The organism is Oceanobacillus alkalisoli (assembly GCF_022213125.1).
GTDB lineage: Bacteria > Bacillota > Bacilli > Bacillales > Amphibacillaceae > Oceanobacillus > Oceanobacillus alkalisoli.
Genome location: NZ_JAKNRA010000010.1, coordinates 85,541 through 102,821 on the forward strand (window position 1 = coordinate 85,541; position 17,281 = coordinate 102,821).

16 protein-coding genes and 1 other RNA gene are annotated in these 17,281 nt (G+C 37.9%); 15 read left to right on the forward strand and 2 right to left on the reverse strand.

What is annotated here, in order from left to right; all coding sequences use genetic code 11:
* Positions 1-59: 59 nt before the first annotated feature.
* Positions 60-635 carry a nitroreductase family protein gene (locus L3V42_RS12955; RefSeq protein ID WP_238472176.1) on the forward strand — a complete coding sequence of 192 codons (576 nt, stop codon included), beginning with the start codon at positions 60-62 and terminating at the stop codon, positions 633-635.
* Positions 636-718: 83 nt separating this feature from the next.
* Here L3V42_RS12955 and L3V42_RS12960 read toward each other — a convergent pair whose 3' ends face one another.
* Positions 719-1,630 (reverse strand): alpha/beta hydrolase, encoded by a 912-nt coding sequence (locus tag L3V42_RS12960; RefSeq protein WP_235761386.1) that lies wholly within the window; start codon positions 1,628-1,630, stop codon positions 719-721.
* A gap of 143 nt (positions 1,631-1,773) precedes the next feature.
* On the opposite strand from L3V42_RS12960, the gene secG reads away from it, so the two are divergent.
* The 8 genes from secG to L3V42_RS18335 all read left to right on the forward strand — a co-directional run bounded on the left by secG (position 1,774) and on the right by L3V42_RS18335 (position 9,659).
* Positions 1,774-2,004: a preprotein translocase subunit SecG gene (secG, locus tag L3V42_RS12965; RefSeq protein WP_235761387.1), complete on the forward strand. Its 231-nt coding sequence runs from the start codon at positions 1,774-1,776 to the stop codon at positions 2,002-2,004.
* A gap of 74 nt (positions 2,005-2,078) precedes the next feature.
* A complete protein-coding gene (locus L3V42_RS12970; protein ID WP_238472177.1) occupies positions 2,079-2,825 on the forward strand; it encodes an alpha/beta hydrolase in 747 nt (248 codons plus the stop codon).
* 49 nt (positions 2,826-2,874) lie between these two features.
* Entirely contained in the window at positions 2,875-5,106 is a 2,232-nt protein-coding gene (gene rnr / locus L3V42_RS12975) for a ribonuclease R (RefSeq protein ID WP_238472178.1), read from the forward strand.
* A 173-nt stretch (positions 5,107-5,279) separates the two neighbouring features.
* Positions 5,280-6,086: a zinc transporter ZupT gene (gene zupT, locus L3V42_RS12980; RefSeq protein WP_235761390.1), complete on the forward strand. Its 807-nt coding sequence runs from the start codon at positions 5,280-5,282 to the stop codon at positions 6,084-6,086.
* Between the two features lie 74 nt (positions 6,087-6,160).
* Entirely contained in the window at positions 6,161-6,625 is a 465-nt protein-coding gene (gene smpB / locus L3V42_RS12985) for an SsrA-binding protein SmpB (RefSeq protein WP_235761391.1), read from the forward strand.
* 103 nt (positions 6,626-6,728) lie between these two features.
* Positions 6,729-7,065, forward strand: a transfer-messenger RNA (tmRNA) gene (gene ssrA / locus L3V42_RS12990).
* A gap of 1,262 nt (positions 7,066-8,327) precedes the next feature.
* Positions 8,328-9,356, forward strand: coding sequence for a flavin-containing monooxygenase (locus L3V42_RS12995; protein ID WP_235761392.1), 1,029 nt, complete (start codon positions 8,328-8,330; stop codon positions 9,354-9,356).
* A gap of 177 nt (positions 9,357-9,533) precedes the next feature.
* Entirely contained in the window at positions 9,534-9,659 is a 126-nt protein-coding gene (locus L3V42_RS18335) for a hypothetical protein (protein ID WP_255770462.1), read from the forward strand.
* A gap of 213 nt (positions 9,660-9,872) precedes the next feature.
* Here L3V42_RS18335 and L3V42_RS13000 read toward each other — a convergent pair whose 3' ends face one another.
* Entirely contained in the window at positions 9,873-10,187 is a 315-nt protein-coding gene (locus L3V42_RS13000; RefSeq protein ID WP_235761393.1) for an AbrB/MazE/SpoVT family DNA-binding domain-containing protein, read from the reverse strand.
* A 287-nt stretch (positions 10,188-10,474) separates the two neighbouring features.
* On the opposite strand from L3V42_RS13000, the gene L3V42_RS13005 reads away from it, so the two are divergent.
* The 6 genes from L3V42_RS13005 to L3V42_RS13030 all read left to right on the forward strand — a co-directional run bounded on the left by L3V42_RS13005 (position 10,475) and on the right by L3V42_RS13030 (position 17,182).
* Positions 10,475-11,182, forward strand: a complete 708-nt coding sequence (locus L3V42_RS13005; RefSeq protein WP_235761394.1) for a cytochrome c biogenesis CcdA family protein — start codon at positions 10,475-10,477, stop codon at positions 11,180-11,182.
* Positions 11,183-11,219: 37 nt separating this feature from the next.
* Positions 11,220-11,795: a thiol-disulfide oxidoreductase ResA gene (gene resA / locus L3V42_RS13010; protein ID WP_235761395.1), complete on the forward strand. Its 576-nt coding sequence runs from the start codon at positions 11,220-11,222 to the stop codon at positions 11,793-11,795.
* A gap of 31 nt (positions 11,796-11,826) precedes the next feature.
* Positions 11,827-13,467 (forward strand): cytochrome c biogenesis protein ResB, encoded by a 1,641-nt coding sequence (gene resB, locus L3V42_RS13015; RefSeq protein WP_235761396.1) that lies wholly within the window; start codon positions 11,827-11,829, stop codon positions 13,465-13,467.
* Between the two features lie 45 nt (positions 13,468-13,512).
* Positions 13,513-14,703, forward strand: coding sequence for a c-type cytochrome biogenesis protein CcsB (ccsB, locus tag L3V42_RS13020; protein WP_235761397.1), 1,191 nt, complete (start codon positions 13,513-13,515; stop codon positions 14,701-14,703).
* A 103-nt stretch (positions 14,704-14,806) separates the two neighbouring features.
* Positions 14,807-15,538, forward strand: coding sequence for a twin-arginine translocase subunit TatC (gene tatC, locus L3V42_RS13025; RefSeq protein WP_235761398.1), 732 nt, complete (start codon positions 14,807-14,809; stop codon positions 15,536-15,538).
* Positions 15,539-15,961: 423 nt separating this feature from the next.
* Positions 15,962-17,182, forward strand: a complete 1,221-nt coding sequence (locus tag L3V42_RS13030; protein WP_235761399.1) for a murein hydrolase activator EnvC family protein — start codon at positions 15,962-15,964, stop codon at positions 17,180-17,182.
* The last annotated feature ends 99 nt before the right edge of the window (positions 17,183-17,281 follow it).

Consider the following 17,281-nt stretch of genomic DNA (forward strand, 5'->3'; position numbering starts at 1 on the left):
TTTTTGTCTTCTGCTATGTTTTAGCGCTATAATAAGTAATATCGGAAAGGGGAATCGGAATGAATCTTTTACGTACAATTAAAGAACGACGCTCTACCTTAAGCTTTAAGAGTGAAAAAATTGAACTCTCCACGTTGAAGGAAATTTTTACATATGGTTCCTACGCACCGACACATTACATGACGGAAGCATGGAGAATGAAATTATATCAAGGAGAGGGGAAAGAACATCTCATCCCAGCAATTATTGAAAGTTATCAGCGTTCAGGCATGCTTCCAACCGGCAATTCTGAGAAGACACTGCGTTCGAGGGCATCGATTGCTGATTTTCTGCTTACCATCCCGCATCACGCTTTAATTTATTACGAAATCCCGGGTGACCCAATTCGCAATGAAGAAGACTATTCATCGATTGCGGCGTTTATTCAAAACTCTCAACTTGCTGCCTGGGAGTATGGTATCGGTATGCTCTGGACGATTACACCTTATATGCATGATGAACAGTTTATAGAGAAAATAGGACTGGAACGTGATAAACATAAAGTAGTGGCCGTACTGCAAATTGGCTATCCGGATAAAACAACGAGGGATAAAGGAAGAACTTCTGTTGAGAAGTGGATGGAGGTGATTGAATAGGGGCATAAAACAGAAATGCTATAATTCACGATCAGTCTATAAAAGTGGACCATTATCGACTGGTCCACCTTTAGGCTTCATTTCTATAATTGTTTCATCATCCAACGCTCTAAAAAGTCGAACACTTCTTCTTTGTTCGTTTCCTGATGTAATTCATGCCTTGCCTCTGGAAAGAGGGAGACGAGCACATTGTCTAATCCAAGTTCTGTGTAGCTTTCAGCAGCTCGAAAGACACCTTTACTGTAATTACCTACCGGATCAGCATCACCGCTTACAAAGAGCATCGGAAGGTCTTTTCGAATCTCTTTGTTGCGCTTCGCGTCTTGCATAAGAAGAATACCTGTTAATAAATCAACGAAAAACCCGGCAGTTGGCACATAGCCAGAAAGTGGATCAGCAATATAATCTTTTACGACTTGCTCATCCCTTGATAGCCAGTCAAAGCTCGTCAGTCTTTGGGCGATTTTGTTATTGTAATGCCCGAATACGAGATTATTCATAAAGGTGGATTCTTTCTTGGGGGCCTGAAGAGACGCAATTTCTAAACCCAGCTTACTGCTGCGCTCTGGGAAAAATCCAGTACCCGATAAAATGACACCAGTGATCTCATCTGAATACTTCTGAATAAAGTTTCTCGTTATAAAGGAACCCATACTATGACCGTAAATGAAAACCGGTAAAGCGGGATGTTTCTTTTTCACATGGTTTACAAGTAGATACAGATCTTGCACCAAGGAGTCGAATCCGTTTGTTTCAGCGATGAATCCGAGCTGTCCTTGTTTCTCTCCTGTTTTTCCATGCCCGCGGTGGTCATCCCCGTAGACAATAAATCCTTGGGTGTTGAAATAGGCTGCAAGCTGATTATAGCGGCGGATATGCTCCGTCATCCCGTGGGAAATGAGCATAACAGCCTTTGTATCGCTCATTTCCTTTCCCCAACATTGAACATATAATTCACAATCATCTTCCGCAATTAGCCAAAATCCATCATTCATCTTAAACTCATCCTTTCGAGTCTATTATACTGGCTATTGTTAAAAAGAAAAACAATAAAACTAAAGTATTATCTTGCTATGTAAAATGTACTTGTGATAAAGTATATAATAGCAATTGTTGTCACGGGAGGTGTCATTGTATCATGCAAATGGCAGTTAATATTTTATTGGTAATCGATGCACTTATTATGATCGTTCTTATTCTTCTGCAATCCGGGAAAAGCGCAGGGCTGTCCGGAGCTATATCAGGTGGTGCTGAGCAATTATTTGGAAAACAAAAAGCAAGAGGGATCGATTTGTTCTTACACCGGGGTACCGTTGTAACGGGAATCCTATTCTTTCTCTTAGCTTTCTTAAGTGCATATGTTATATAATAATGGTAATTGCCCTTATCACGAATGTGGTAAGGGTTTTTTTAAGAGTAGAATTTTTAAAGGAGTAGATATACATGAAAATTAAACAGCCACAACCATTTACATTCGAAGCAGGACCGAGGGCTGTTCTATTATTACACGGTTTTACAGGGCATACGGCGGATGTAAGAATGCTCGCGCGGTTCCTGGAAAAGAAAGGCTACACATCCCATGCTCCAATTTACCGGGGACACGGCGTTCCACCAGAAGAATTGATTGAAACAAACCCAGATCAGTGGTGGGAAGATGTTAATAAAGCATTAAACCATTTAAAAGAACTAGGATATGAAGAGATTGCAGTTGCCGGTCTGTCACTTGGCGGAGTACTCGGATTAAAACTAGCCTATTCCACTCAGCTGAAAGGAATCATTTCCATGTGTGCTCCGATGTATTTTGATAATGAGACACAATTAACACAAGGATTTGAACTCTTTGCTAAAGAATATAAACAACTCGAAAAGAAAGACCCTGAAACGATTGAACGAGAAGTTACAGCTGTCATGGAGGGCTCTGATGAAGTTTTCTCCTTACTGAAGGAAGCAATTGATGAAGTACGCGGAAATATTGATACAATTTACACGCCGACATTTGTTGTCCAAGCGAGGAATGATGCGATGATTAATACGGAAAGTGCAACCTATATTTACGAGAATGTAGAAGCCGACTTAAAAGAAATTAAGTGGTATGAAGAGTCTGGCCACGTCATCACATTGGATAAGCAAAAAGATGAGTTACATGAAGATATTTACGCATTCCTGGAGAAGCTCGACTGGAATGTATGATTAAAAAAATTCGGAGCGGTAATAAATATAATGAAAGTAGGTGAGATGAATGAAAGAAAGATTGCTTACATTCTTCAATGAAACGGAAACCCGGCCATTAAGTGTCGATGAAATGGAAGAGAAGCTGGGCATTGAAGATGCAGAAGAATTTAAGGAACTAGTCAAGACGTTGAACGCTCTTGAAGATTCAGGTGAACTTGTTCGCACGAGAAAAAATCGGTACGGCTTACCTGAGAAGATGAATCTTATTTTAGGCCGGATCCAGATGCATAATAAAGGGTTTGCCTTCCTTCTCCCAGAAGAAGAAGGATTAGAGGACATCTATATTAACCCATCAGATCTCAATTCTGCGATGAACGGAGATAAAGTACTTGTAAGACGAGAAAAACAATCCTATTCAGGCGACCGGGCGGAAGGTGTCGTTCTCCGAATATTGGAGCGGGCCATCACCCAGGTTGTCGGCACATATGATGATAACAAAAACTTTGGTTTCCTCATTCCGGATGATAAACGGATACCGCATGATATCTTCATTCCAAAAGGCAAAGCGAATGGAGCAATTGATGGTCATAAAGTAATCGCCCATATTACGAAATATCCAGAGGCTTGGAGCAGTGCAGAAGCTGAAATCACCGAGATTCTTGGTCATAAAAATGATCCAGGTATTGATATTATTTCCATTATTTATAAGCATGGAATAACAGTTGACTTTCCCGAAGAAGTTTTGCAACAAGCTGCGGAAACCCGTGATACAATTTCCCCAGAGGAACTGGAAGGAAGAGCCGATCGCAGAAATGAACAAATCGTGACAATTGACGGGGCAGATGCAAAAGATCTGGATGATGCGATTTCAGTTAAAAAGTTAGACAATGGAAATTATCAGCTTGGCGTTTACATTGCAGATGTCAGTTATTATATTGAAAAAGATTCTCCAATGGATAAGGAAGCATATGAAAGAGGGACAAGTGTCTATTTAGTAGACCGAGTTATCCCTATGATTCCGCACCGGCTTTCCAATGGAATCTGTTCATTGAATCCGCAAGTCGACCGGTTGACAATCGGCTGTGAAATGGAAATTACGATGAGCGGTGAAGTTGTAAAACATGAATTTTTCCCTGCTGTAATTAACTCGACAGAGCGAATGACTTACACCGATGTGAATAAAATTCTTGTTGATGAAGACGCGGAATTACGGGAAAAATATGCGGAGCTCGTTCCGATGTTTGAACGGATGGAGAAGCTTGCGGAGATTTTACGTGGCAAAAGAAAAGGCCGCGGTGCAATTGACTTTGATTTCAAAGAAGCGCAAGTGCTTGTCGATGAGGAAGGGAAGGCACAAGATGTCGTACTCCGTGAACGTTCGGTAGGAGAGCGGCTAATTGAAGAGTTCATGCTTGCTGCAAACGAAACGGTAGCAGAACATTTCCACTGGTTAGATGTACCGTTTATTCATCGGATTCATGAAGAACCGGATGAAGGAAAGCTTGAGAGTTTCTTTGAGTTCCTTGCAGGTCTTGGTGTTTCTGTGAAAGGAACCGCTAATGAAATCCACCCGCAAGCATTACAAAAAGTGCTTGACAAAATTAAAGATGAACCAGAAGAAATGATTGTGTCCAAACTGATGCTGCGTTCGATGAAGCAGGCGAAGTACGCTCCGGAAAGTGTTGGTCACTTCGGACTTGCTACAGAGTTTTATACGCATTTCACGTCACCAATTCGCCGGTATCCCGATTTGATTGTTCACCGTCTTATCCGTACGTATCTATTTGAGAAGAGGATGGATAAAAAGACAATTTCCCACTGGAGGGAAGCACTTCCCGAGATTGCAAGGCATACGTCTGAAATGGAAAGAAGAGCAGTTGATACGGAGCGGGAAACGGATGATTTGAAAAAAGCGGAGTATATGGAAGATAAGGTTGGTGAAGAATTTACCGGAGTAATCAGCTCGGTAACCAACTTTGGATTGTTTGTTGAACTGGAAAACACAGTGGAAGGGCTCGTTCATGTCAGCTATTTGACAGATGATTATTACCATTACAATGACCGGGCGCACGCTTTAATTGGCGAGCATACAGCGAAAGTTTATCGTGTGGGTGATGAAGTGAAAGTAAGAGTTGCCCAAGTGAATTTGGATGAACGAGCGGTAGACTTCGAGCTCCTGGAAGCTAAAACAAAGAAACGGCGTAATGAAGGGAACAAGCAAGCGATACCAGCTAAAAGAAAGAATAAAGCAAACGGAAATCCAAAAGGGAAAAAGAAGAAACGAAAGAAAAAAAGCTAGAAAACAGTGGGGAAAGGCTCCACTGTTTTTCATTTAAGCAAATTGCCAATAGAAGTTGGATGAGGGAAAAACCTTTGTTGACTGCTAAGTTATTCTTGATTTATAATATTTATATGTCAAAATTTATAGATCGGGTATATATATAGAATAGACTGCATGTTGGAGGTGGTGTATTGGATAATGTAACCCTTGCATTAATGTTTACTCTTTTTGCAGGGCTTGCTACCGGTGTTGGGAGCTTGCTTGCATTCTTTGCTAAGACAACAAATACGAAATTCCTTTCTTTTGCACTCGGTTTATCAGCCGGTGTTATGATTTATGTTTCAATGATTGAAATCTTTTTTAAAGCGAAAGATGCACTTATATCTTCATTAGGGTATACAGAAGGTTATTGGGTGACAGTCCTTGCTTTCTTTAGCGGTATGTTATTAATAGGTGTTATTGATAAGATCATACCATCGTATTCCAATCCTCATGAAATTAAAAAAGTCGAGGATATGGAGAAACCGGGAAAAGCAATTCAAGATCCCGAATTAATGAAGATGGGAGTATTTACAGCAATAGCAATTGCCATTCATAACTTTCCAGAAGGGATTGCAACGTTCATTTCTACGTTACAAGACCCTTCTGTCGGCTTTGCAATAGCAGTTGCGGTGGCGATTCATAATATTCCTGAGGGGATTGCGGTGTCTGTACCGATCTACTATGCGACAGGCAATCGAAAAAAAGCATTTATGCTTTCATTTCTTTCTGGTCTGGCGGAACCGGTTGGAGCGGTCCTTGCCTTTCTAATTTTAATGCCATTTTTAAATGAATTTGTCTTTGGTGTTACCTTTGCCATGGTTGCTGGTATTATGGTATTTATTTCACTCGATGAACTGCTGCCGGCTGCGAAGCGTTATGACCAGACGCATTTATCAATTTATGGCGTGATTGCTGGAATGGCAATAATGGCGATTAGCCTGATATATTTACAATAAACAGGATATTCATTGGAATAAATATGATAATTTGATAAAATAAAGTTCTATGGAAGTGATTGGGAGGTGTTCCAATGCCAAAAGGAGCAGGAAAAACAATTGCAGTAAACAGGAAAGCGCGCCATGATTTTTTCATTGAAGAAACATATGAAGCAGGGGTTGTTCTTCAAGGAACGGAAATTAAATCTCTCCGACTTGGTCGCGTGAGCATTAAAGATGCACACGCAAGGATTATCAATGGTGAAGTATTTCTTGTGAATCTGCATATAGCGGAATATGAACAAGGAAATCGGTATAACCATGATCCGACTCGTTCCCGTAAGCTTCTCTTACATCGCAATCAGATTGATAAATTAATTGGTCTCACGCAGCAAGAAGGATACACACTTGTTCCACTTAAAATTTATATAAAAAATGGATATGCCAAAGTGTTGATCGGTCTTGGTAAAGGGAAGAAAAGGTTCGATAAACGGGAAGACCTGAAACGGAAACAAATGAAACGGGATGCGGACCGTGCGTTAAAAGAATACAATCAGTAAACGGTGTGCGCAGTCAGCGCCCCTTTTCATTTTTGTGAGGTTGTGTTATAATAAATACAGAGCTCAGGGCTCCCTCCCGAGTGTTCTCATTATATGGGGACGTTACGGATTCGACAGGGGTAGGTTGAGCTCAGGTTGCGCGTCGAGGTTACGGCTCGTAAAACGTAAACGCCTATAACTGGCAAAAACGAAAATTACTCTTTAGCTGCTGCATAAGCAGTCCTAAAGGATCCTTCCTACAATCGCCTGTGTTGTAGATAGAAGGGTCTCAAACTCAAGCAGGCTGGACTGACTTCCACCGTCTGAGGATCGTCAGTCGAGATGAATCAGACTAGCTATCACAAAGCCTGTTGGTAGGCCGAGTGCATAGTGAAATACGAATATACCAACTACACGTGTAGAAGCCTGAGTGGCAATATCTCTGGACGTGGGTTCGATTAGTAAATAGTCGCCTTTTGTAGCAATACAAAAGTGAAAACTCGGCTTTATCGGTGAAACCTAAGTTGTCTATAATTTTGATTTCAAAAATGAGGATAAAAAAAGACCGAGCAGTTCGAGGCGGCGTAGCTTTGAGTAGCGGAACGTATACAGTTCATACGTGAGCAACGGAAAAGCAAGCCAACGAAGAAATGCGAAGGTTATTTTTACCGGAGTTTTTATTAGGCAATAGGGCAATACCGAGTGGTATGTGGAGCAATCCAACAGCCATGTATCGACTTATAGGCTGCCAACTTGGTAGTACTAGGATACGAAATCCTGCCATCCTGTGACAAATATATATTTCGTATAATACGCCGAGGGTCCTTAAATAAAAAGGACCAAGATATAGTCAGTGCCGTGACGAAAGCATGGAAGGACATGTCCCACCGTCTCCACCAATACATATGTTGGTGGTTTTTTTATGTTTTGTGACGTAAAGCATAAAATTTCCGTTTGGAAACTTTATGCTTTATTTGATTTCAGGAAATTTTATGCTTGATTTGGTATGATGTAAAATTTCGGTAAAAAAGAAGAAAAAATGAATCATACAATGAATGCAAAAATTATTAGATATATGAAATATGATTTCTATGGACTCAGACAAATTGTTAATGTTATCTTAGTTCTAAAGGATAACAAATTTTATAATAAAGAGAATGAATTCAAACATTGGAAATATATCTTAATTGAAAATGAAGTATATTGGGAGAAATATCAGAGACTTTTTCCTAAAGAACTGCGAATAAATGATAATAATCTACCAACTGAAGAATGATGGAATTGGAATAACTATCATATCCATCCGGAATTAATGTCTAATCTAGATTCGAAAGCTAAAGTTACTTTTATTCCTGGTGCGGGCAGAACTAAGGTTTCATTTCATTTTTGAGGACACTTTTAAATATGAAACCGGTAATAGAACCCGAATATTTCGATGTTTGTCCGTTTTGCTCATCCATCCTGAAATCGATGCAATGATGCCATACGAATTAAGTGAGCCTTTTTATAACCGGTTGCAAGCTGATAAAACTTGCTAATTTTAGAAGGCACCGTTCATTTACTAATCAAACAATCGGGTGTGGAACAGATGAAAACATGCCTTTCAAAATTTTTATTTGAAATTGAAAAGACTTTGGGCTTATTAAACACCAACTTGTACATCAATCAGTTTAGAGATTTATAATCATTTGAAAAAGAAGTTTTTAATTTGAGGGGGATAATAATGTACGACACAATTGTTATAGGTGCTGGCCAAGCGGGTCTTGCAACGGGATACTATCTGAAACAGACTAAGCAAAGTTTCATTCTTTTAGATAAATGCAGCGAGGTAGGAGAAAGCTGGAAGGAAAGATATGACTCTCTAGTTTTATTTACCCCTCGAATTTATAGTTCTTTACCTGGTATGGTTCTTGAGGGAGAGGAACAAGGCTTTCCTGTTAAAGATGAAATTGCTTCTTATCTAAAAAAATATGTAAATAAATTTAAAATCCCTATACAATTCAATACAACAGTTGTAAGTGTTACAAAAGTGAATGATTATTTTTTAATAGAAACAAATAAACAAGAATACCAGTCAAAAAATGTTGTGATTGCAACGGGTTCTTTTCAAACACCAAGCATTCCCTCATTCTCTCAGGGGTTATCGGATAATATCCTACAACTTCACTCATCACAATATAAGAATCCTGAACAGTTGATAAAAGGCAATGTACTTGTAATTGGCGGTGGAAATAGTGGTGCTCAAATAGCTGTCGAAGTATCAGAAGAAAGAGATACATACTTGGCTTGTAGTGGTAAACTAAAATTTTTGCCTATGACGGTTGGAAGTAAAAGTATCTTTTGGTGGTTTGATAAATTAGGAATTTTAAAGGCAAATGAGAAATCGCTGTTTGGAAAATTGCTTCAACAAAGAGGAGATCCTATTTTTGGTCATGAGTTAAAAAAAGCAATACATAATAACAAAGTGATTACTAGAGAAAGAGTTACTGGAGCCAATGAAAGTCAAGTAATATTTAAGGATACATCAACTCTAGAGGCTAACAATATCATATGGGCGACGGGTTTTAAAATGGACTTTCCCTGGTTAAAGATAGATGGGGTGTTCAATAGAGAAGGCAAAGTAATACATGAACGAGGTGTATCCAATATTCAGGGACTATCATTTATTGGTTTACCCTGGCAGTACCGCCGTGGTTCAGCCTTACTTCAGGGGGTAGGCTATGACGCGGAATTCATCGTCAGTCAAATATAGCGTATACCGGAGATGGCGGAAAATTATTTTAGCTTTCTGTAAATGATTAGCTATCAATATAATTCGTCTGATTTGTTCAAAGTCGCTTAATGAGGAATTCTACAAATACATTAAAAAAACTTTGCCTTATAATCAAACAATCCTTTGATTATTTGTTTGAATATAAGGAGGGCCACGATGGCTAAAGATACATGTGAAGTTACCTGTATTAACGAAGAAAAGGTAACAAGGGATAGATTGGCTAACCCTTTGGATTGCGATTCTTTCAGATATGGGAGCAACTATTTTGGTAGCGTTGAATAGTTTGCGACTGATGAGTGTAAAAGAATAGTACGCTTGTTTCAATAGTTAAGACCATATTCTAACTATTAGGAACTTACTTAGAAGTAAGTGGAAAATCAGAAATTAAAGCATACTAACTAGGGTAATATTTAAAAAGGTGATCATTGAAATCGGTCGCCTTTTTAAAATGGACAAAATCGACTGTTGATTGTGATGTTTATATAGGTAACTCATTTAAAACTTTGCGTTTATCCTCAAGATAATAATATTACTATTAGTCAAGTAAAGATTAAATACATCGCCACTTTCCAAAGATAGAAGCTTGATAAATTCTTGAGGTATCTTCACCGATCCTCTATCGTTTAAAATCATGTTATTTTCCAGCGTATCTTTGTACAGTTTTTGTATAATTAAATCTTTAGATTTTAAGCTAATTGTAACTTCATCACCACTTGTTAAATTTAATGATTCTCGAATTAATTTAGGTATAGTAATTGTATATCCATTCGATAAAGTACAAGTTCCTCTCAGAGAATAGTTTTTTCTCATCACTGATCCTCCATAAGTAAATCATTATATTTGTATTCCTTGTCTATCTTTAACAAATTTATTTCCATTGTAAAACGAAATTGTGGAGAATTTATGAAGTTGTAAGATCTTATAAAAGGCTTCTAAGGTTCAATCAAAAAGATTATAGAATTTCAGTTACCTTCTAGCTTTAAAGTAAATTTGACACTTTTGTTACTGTTTTACTTGTCAGCCAAATCTCGACACATTCTACATAAATTTTTCCTATAATAACGACAAAATATAAAAATAAGTAGTAGGTGAAATTATTGGGAGAAGTAACGTTATTTCTAGCGTTTGGGGCTGGATTACTTTCTTTCATATCCCCTTGTTCGCTACCTCTTTATCCTGCATTTCTTTCCTATATTACAGGAATGACAGTAGACGAATTAAAAAACGAGCGAGGAATATTGAGAAAGAAAGCTTTAATACATACCGTTCTTTTTTTATTGGGTTTTTCAATTATCTTTTTAGCGATTGGGTTATCCACCTCTTTTATAGGTGAATTCTTTCTAGCCTATCAGGATTTGTTAAGACAGCTTGGCGCAATTATATTGGTGTTCTTCGGCTTAGTTCTCACAGGTGTTTTTAAATTTAACTTTTTGCTGAAGGATAGAAAAGTTCAATTTCGAAAAAGACCTGCTGGGTATCTAGGTTCGGTTTTAATTGGATTAGGTTTTGCTGCTGGTTGGACTCCCTGTACTGGGCCAATTCTTGCAGGGGTGATCGCAATGGGAGTGGCAAATCCTGGGATGGGTCTACTATATATGTCATTTTATATCTTGGGCTTTTCCATTCCGTTTTTGGTTATGACATTGTTCCTTGATAGGATGACTTTTATTAAGAAGTATGCAAACCGATTCATGGTAATTGGTGGAGTTTTAATGATTGTCATGGGTATTGTTTTATATCTTGACTGGATGACCGTGATTATTGAATTATTAATTCCTGTGTTTGGTGGATTTACTGGGTTTTAGGTGTCAATTTTTTTCTGGAAATGGAGAGGTGTAATACGTGAGTTTAGAACAAAAAAAACAGAAGAAAAGAAATAAAAAAAGAAATCGTTTGATCTACAGAACAGCTGTTTTGCTAGTACTGTTGGGGGCAATTATATTCGCAATTGTTACAAACTTACAAGCGGATAATACGGTTTATAGGGTAGGAGATCAGGCTCCTGATTTCCAGTTACCGCAGATTAATAAAAATAATGAATCCGAAACGATACAGCTAAGTGACTTGAGAGGAAAGGGAGTTATGCTTAACTTCTGGGCTACTTGGTGTAAACCATGTGAAAGGGAGATGCCGTATATGCAAGAATTATATCCCGTGTATAAAGAGAGAGGTATAGAAATAGTTGCAGTTAGTCTGGATAGTACGGAATTAGTTGTGGATCGTTTTATAGATAAATATGATTTGACATTTCCAACACCTCACGACAAATCGGGAGAGGTGAGAGATTTATATAAAGTTGGACCTATTCCAAGCACGTTTTTTATAAGCCCTGAGGGTGAGATTGTGGAGTATGTGAGTGGGGAATTGTCACTCGAAAGACTTGAAGGATATTTGCGGGATATTTTGCCGCAGAAATGAAATAGAATTTGTCTGATCGTGAGGTAATGGTATGAATAAAATTAAATGTGAATGTGGTCATATTAATCCGGAGGGTACAGTCCTTTGTGAGGCGTGCGGGAAACCGATTGAGGGTAATCAGCACATCGATGGAAATGATAAGAAACTATTATTGAATATGCGATATGAAGGATCTGCGCGACGTTCGCAAACCTACCGGAAATCATTTGTGGACAAAGTTTGGAGCTTTTTCTCTTCTGTTAAGGTAGGAGTTTGGCTTATCGTATTAGCGCTTGTTGCTTCCATGATTGGTACACTTTTCCCACAACAGCAATTTATACCCCCGAACGCTGAATCAAGGGATCCGGCAGTTTATTATGAAGCCCAATTTGGTATGGTCGGGAAAATTTACTATCAACTTGGATTTCATGAAATGTATAGCTCCTGGTGGTATTTAATCTTATTAGGCTTAATCGGTGTTTCCTTGGTTATTTGTAGTCTTGATCGCTTTGTCCCATTATATAAGGCGTTAAAAATTCAAAAGCCTAGAAGACATGAAACATTTCTTAACAGACAGCGCTTCTTCAGTGAAACAGAAGAAGTATCCAAAGCGGATATTGGACAAGTAAAAGAGAAATTAAGAAAACAACGCTATAAAGTTACAGAGCAAAACGGTCATATTCTTGCTGAAAAAGGAAGATTTTCCAGATGGGGTCCATACGTTAACCATATTGGTCTGATTATTATCCTCTTAGCAGCGATTTTGCGATCAACACCAATTATGTTTACCGATGAATATGTATGGGTTAGAGATGGGGAAACAACCGTCATTCCTGGTACAAAAGGAGATTATTATGTTGAAAATAAGCAATTTATATTAGATACACATGATCCAGAAGATGAACGATTTAAAGATGCACTTGAAATTTCGGGAGCGGTTGCGAGTAATTTTCAAACAGATGTTGTCATTTATAAAGCAACGAATAACGATGTTCCAGGTGCTAAACCAGAACTTGAGCCAATCTTAACCGAGTCGATTCAAATGAATAAACCTGCTAAATTCAACGGATATACATTATACCAATCTGGTTATCAGCCGAATGAGTTTAGTAGCATGACCTTTAAAATTCATGAAACGGATGATGAAGATGCAACGGCAATAGATTCTTTTACGATTAATTTATTTGAACCGGAATCAGAGTACATATTGGATAACGGTTTTCGGGCAGTGATTGATCAGTATTATCCTGATTATTACTTGGATGATGATGGTATTCCTGCTTCGGAAACGAATTATCCAAGAAACCCAGCCTTTGTTCTCGCGGTGTACCCACCGGAAACGTCCTTACCCGAAGTTAGTTTCATAGGAATTGGGAGAAATATTGATGCTACAGGAGAAAATGAATATAAAGTTGCAATCCAGGACTTTGAAACCCATTTTGTCAGTGGGATGACGTTACGAGTGGATCGTACACTAATTTTCTTCGGACTTGGTGCAGCAATCTTTATGATCGGTGTCATCCAAGGAATGTATTGGCAGCACCGAAGAGTCTGGATTCATCCGAAGAATAATGGATTGTTGCTTGCAGCACATACAAATAAGAACTGGTTTGGCCTTGCAAGAGATATAGAGAAAGCGATTGAAAAAACAAATATAAAGATGGTGGAAGCTAGGCAAGAGCTAGACAAGTAGACTTTTAATTGTCTAGCCTACTAACTTCTTAGGAGGGTGTTTTGATTGGATTTAGTTAATCTTAGCGGTAATTTGCTCTATGCTGCTTTTATTTTATATTTAATTGCGACGCTTTTTTTTGGAGCGACGATTCGCGACAAGCGCAGTACAAAGAGTAAAAAAGGAATTTCAGGAAATATCGCAATTACGATAACAATACTCGGATTTTTAGCACAATTAGGTTATTTCATTACAAGATGGATGGCTAGTGGACATGCACCACTCGGAAATATGTTTGAATTTGTAACATTCCTGGGAATGGCAATGGTGCTAGGATTCATTATTATTTATTTTATGTATCGAATCGGTTTTTTAGGACTATTTGCCTTACCGTTAGCCATGATAATCATCGCTTATGCAAGTATGTTCCCTACTCAATTAGCACCGCTTGTTCCAACATTAAATACAAGTTGGCTGTATATCCATGTTTCCACCGTAGCGGTAGGACAAGGGATTTTATTTATTAGTTTTGTTGCAGGGCTCATGTATCTCATTAAGAAAATTGATCAAAAAAAGCGAACGAAGAAGAATATTGGACTTGAATTGATTCTGTACATGATTTTTCTGTTCGTTGGTTTTATCGTGAGTACCACAACATTCAGTATCATGGATTACGATGCAACCTTTGAATATCAGGATGGAACTCAAATTATTGAAACGGAATATCGTTTGCCTGCAATTGCAGCTCCGAATAATGGGGTGTTACTTACGGAGAATGTAATGGAGCCTTGGTTTGAAGCGCCAGGATGGATGCAGGGGGCCGATGCTGGTAGAAAGTTTAATACAGTAATATGGTCTGTGATCACAGGCACGATTCTTTATGGACTAACCGTGCTCATTTTACGAAAACGAGTGGGAGCAGCCTTACAGCCCTTATTACGCGGAGTTAAAGCCGAACTTTTAGACGAAATTATGTATCGGGCAGTTACGATCGGCTTCCCAATTTTTACGCTAGGCGGATTGATATTCGCATCTATCTGGGCCCAAATAGCCTGGGGTAGATTCTGGGGATGGGATCCGAAAGAAGTATGGGCGCTGATTACTTGGTTCTTCTATGCTGCCTTCTTACATTTACGCTTATCAAGAGGCTGGCATGGGGAAAAGTCTGGCTGGCTCGCCGTCATTGGCTTTGGTATTATTTTGTTTAATCTAATCGTGGTTAACTTAGTTATTGCTGGACTACATTCTTACGCTTAAAATTGATGTATGAACATTGAAACAATTTGAGTGGAAAGAGATGTAAGTTTTATTTTTAATTTACATCTCCTTCTTTTGTTTTTAACGTTGAGGAGCGTCATTTATGAGTGAAAAGAATCAAAGTGAAAGAAAAAAGATGAATCTTGTTGACCATCTAACTGAGCTACGAAACCGTTTGGTTGTGACTGTTCTTTTCTTTATTGGTTTCTTCATTGTTGGTTTTATGTATATCAAAGATATTTATTGGTTTTTCGTTAACGATATCGCTATTGAGTTAACGGCTATTAGTCCTGCTGAAATTATTTGGATATATTTTTCGATGGCAGGCTTAGTTGCGATAGTCGGAACTATTCCAATTCTAGCTTATCAAATATGGGCTTTTGTAAAGCCTGGTTTATTGCCACATGAAAGAAGAGCAACAATCGGATATATACCTAGCGTTTTTCTGCTTTTTATTGCAGGGTTAGTATTTGGCTATTTTCTTTTTGTTAAACTGATTATGCCATTTATTTTATCCTTAAACGATGGCATGTTTAATATTATGTTTACCGTTGACCATTATTTTAAATTTCTATTTCGTGTGACCATACCAATTGCTTTTCTTTTTGAATTGCCGATTATTGTCATGTTTTTAACAAGTCTCGGCGTACTTACACCTGGTTTTATGATTAAAAATAGAAAATATGCGTATTTTGGTCTTGTTATAGTTGGGGTCTTAACTACACCACCAGACTTTATTTTACAACTCGTCGTAGTAGTTCCACTTCTTCTCATATATGAGATTAGCCTTCAATTATCGAAAATCGTTTATCGCAAGAAATTACGGAAACATTAGGAGTATATGGTGAAAAATCCTTCTTCTGAAGCCTAAATAACCGTTTAAAACTTTTTAACCGTTGATATAATTATTCAATGCTAGTGGAACAGGCACTTTATCGTCAATTTTTAAAATGTGATCTTTTTCAATGAAATATTACAAAATTACTTAAGTAATATATCTTGAATTGGGAAGATAAAGCTTAACACAGGGTTTTCTTAAAGGAGGCTGATAAGTTTTTCACAAACAAAGAAATATAATGTCGAAATTCGATACACTACTGTAATATTACGATAACGTGGATGAAAATTAAGGGTGCTATTATACCCATGTATTATAAAAAGTAAACATATAAATTTTCACGATATTGCATTTTACATAGAGGGATTTTAATACATAGTTTGTGCAGCAATAATTGTGATGGAAATGAGGAACGAGAAATTGAGGAAAAAAATAATAACAATTACCATGGTAGCAGTGGTTGGTTTAGGTAGCGTATTGTTCAATACTCCAGCATCTGCAGATTCATTAGAGGACCTAAAAAGCGAAGAGACTCAAATTCAACAGGATAGAAAAGACGTAAAGGCAAACCTTTCTAATGCAGAGTCAGAGATTGCTGATATTCTGATTGAGTTAGAAGAAATTAATGTTGAAATTAGCCGAATTACGAAAGCACTTGAAGAAAACAAAGCATCGTTGAAGAAGAATGAGGAAGATATATCTCATAGACAAATGGAGATAGACTTACTAGAAGATGAAATTGTTGAGCTTGAAGAAGCAATTGAAAAACGCTTTGAAATCTTAAAAGAACGAGCAGTTGCTTATCAGAAAAGTGGCGGAAATATCTCTTACATAGAAGTATTATTTGGATCTCAAAGCTTCGGGGATTTCATCAGCCGTGTTAGTGTAATAAATAAGATTACAAACTCTGATGCTGCATTGATGGAACAAATTGAAGCAGATAAAGTAAAAGTGGAAGAGAAGCAGGAAGATGTCGTTATTAAACTTGCGGAATTAAAAGATTTGAGACTAGAACTAGAAGGAATGCAAGCATTAATCGAGGATCAAAAAAAAGAAACGAAGATAAAGCAAGCTAGTTTAAAGGAAAAAGAAGAAAAGCTTGTTGCTAAGGTGGAAGAGTTAAAACTTGAAGACAGTAAACTGGCGGCACTTGAGAAGAAAGTGAAGGGTAATATGACAGCGTTAACTCAGCCAGCCCCGGCTACTCAAATTGCATCCGCTAGTGCTGGCTCAAATGGCGATCTTTCAACGCTAAGTAACCAATCAAGCGGTGGCTATCTTGCCTGGCCAGCGGTAGGTGGGTATATTTCCAGTTATGTTGGACCACGCTGGGGAAGACAGCATAACGGAATTGATATCGCGCGCCCAAGCAATTATAATATTTTAGCTGCTGCAGATGGAGTAGTGACGAAAGCGGGTCATACTGGTGGCTTTGGGAACAGAATAGAGATTGAACATAGTAATGGCTTAAAAACGCTTTATGCGCATTTATCGTCAATTAATGTAACGGTTGGACAAGAAGTTAGTACAGGCACGGTAATCGGGATAATGGGGAATACTGGAAATTCTACAGGGATCCATTTACATTTTGAGGTATATAAGAATGGAGCTTTACAAGATCCTATGTACTATCTGAATTAAATAGATTATTTATTATCGATTGTATACTTATTATCAATTAGAATATAAAGGGCTTGAAATAATCGGTCATAATAAATCAAAAATGGTTTTGAACATCAG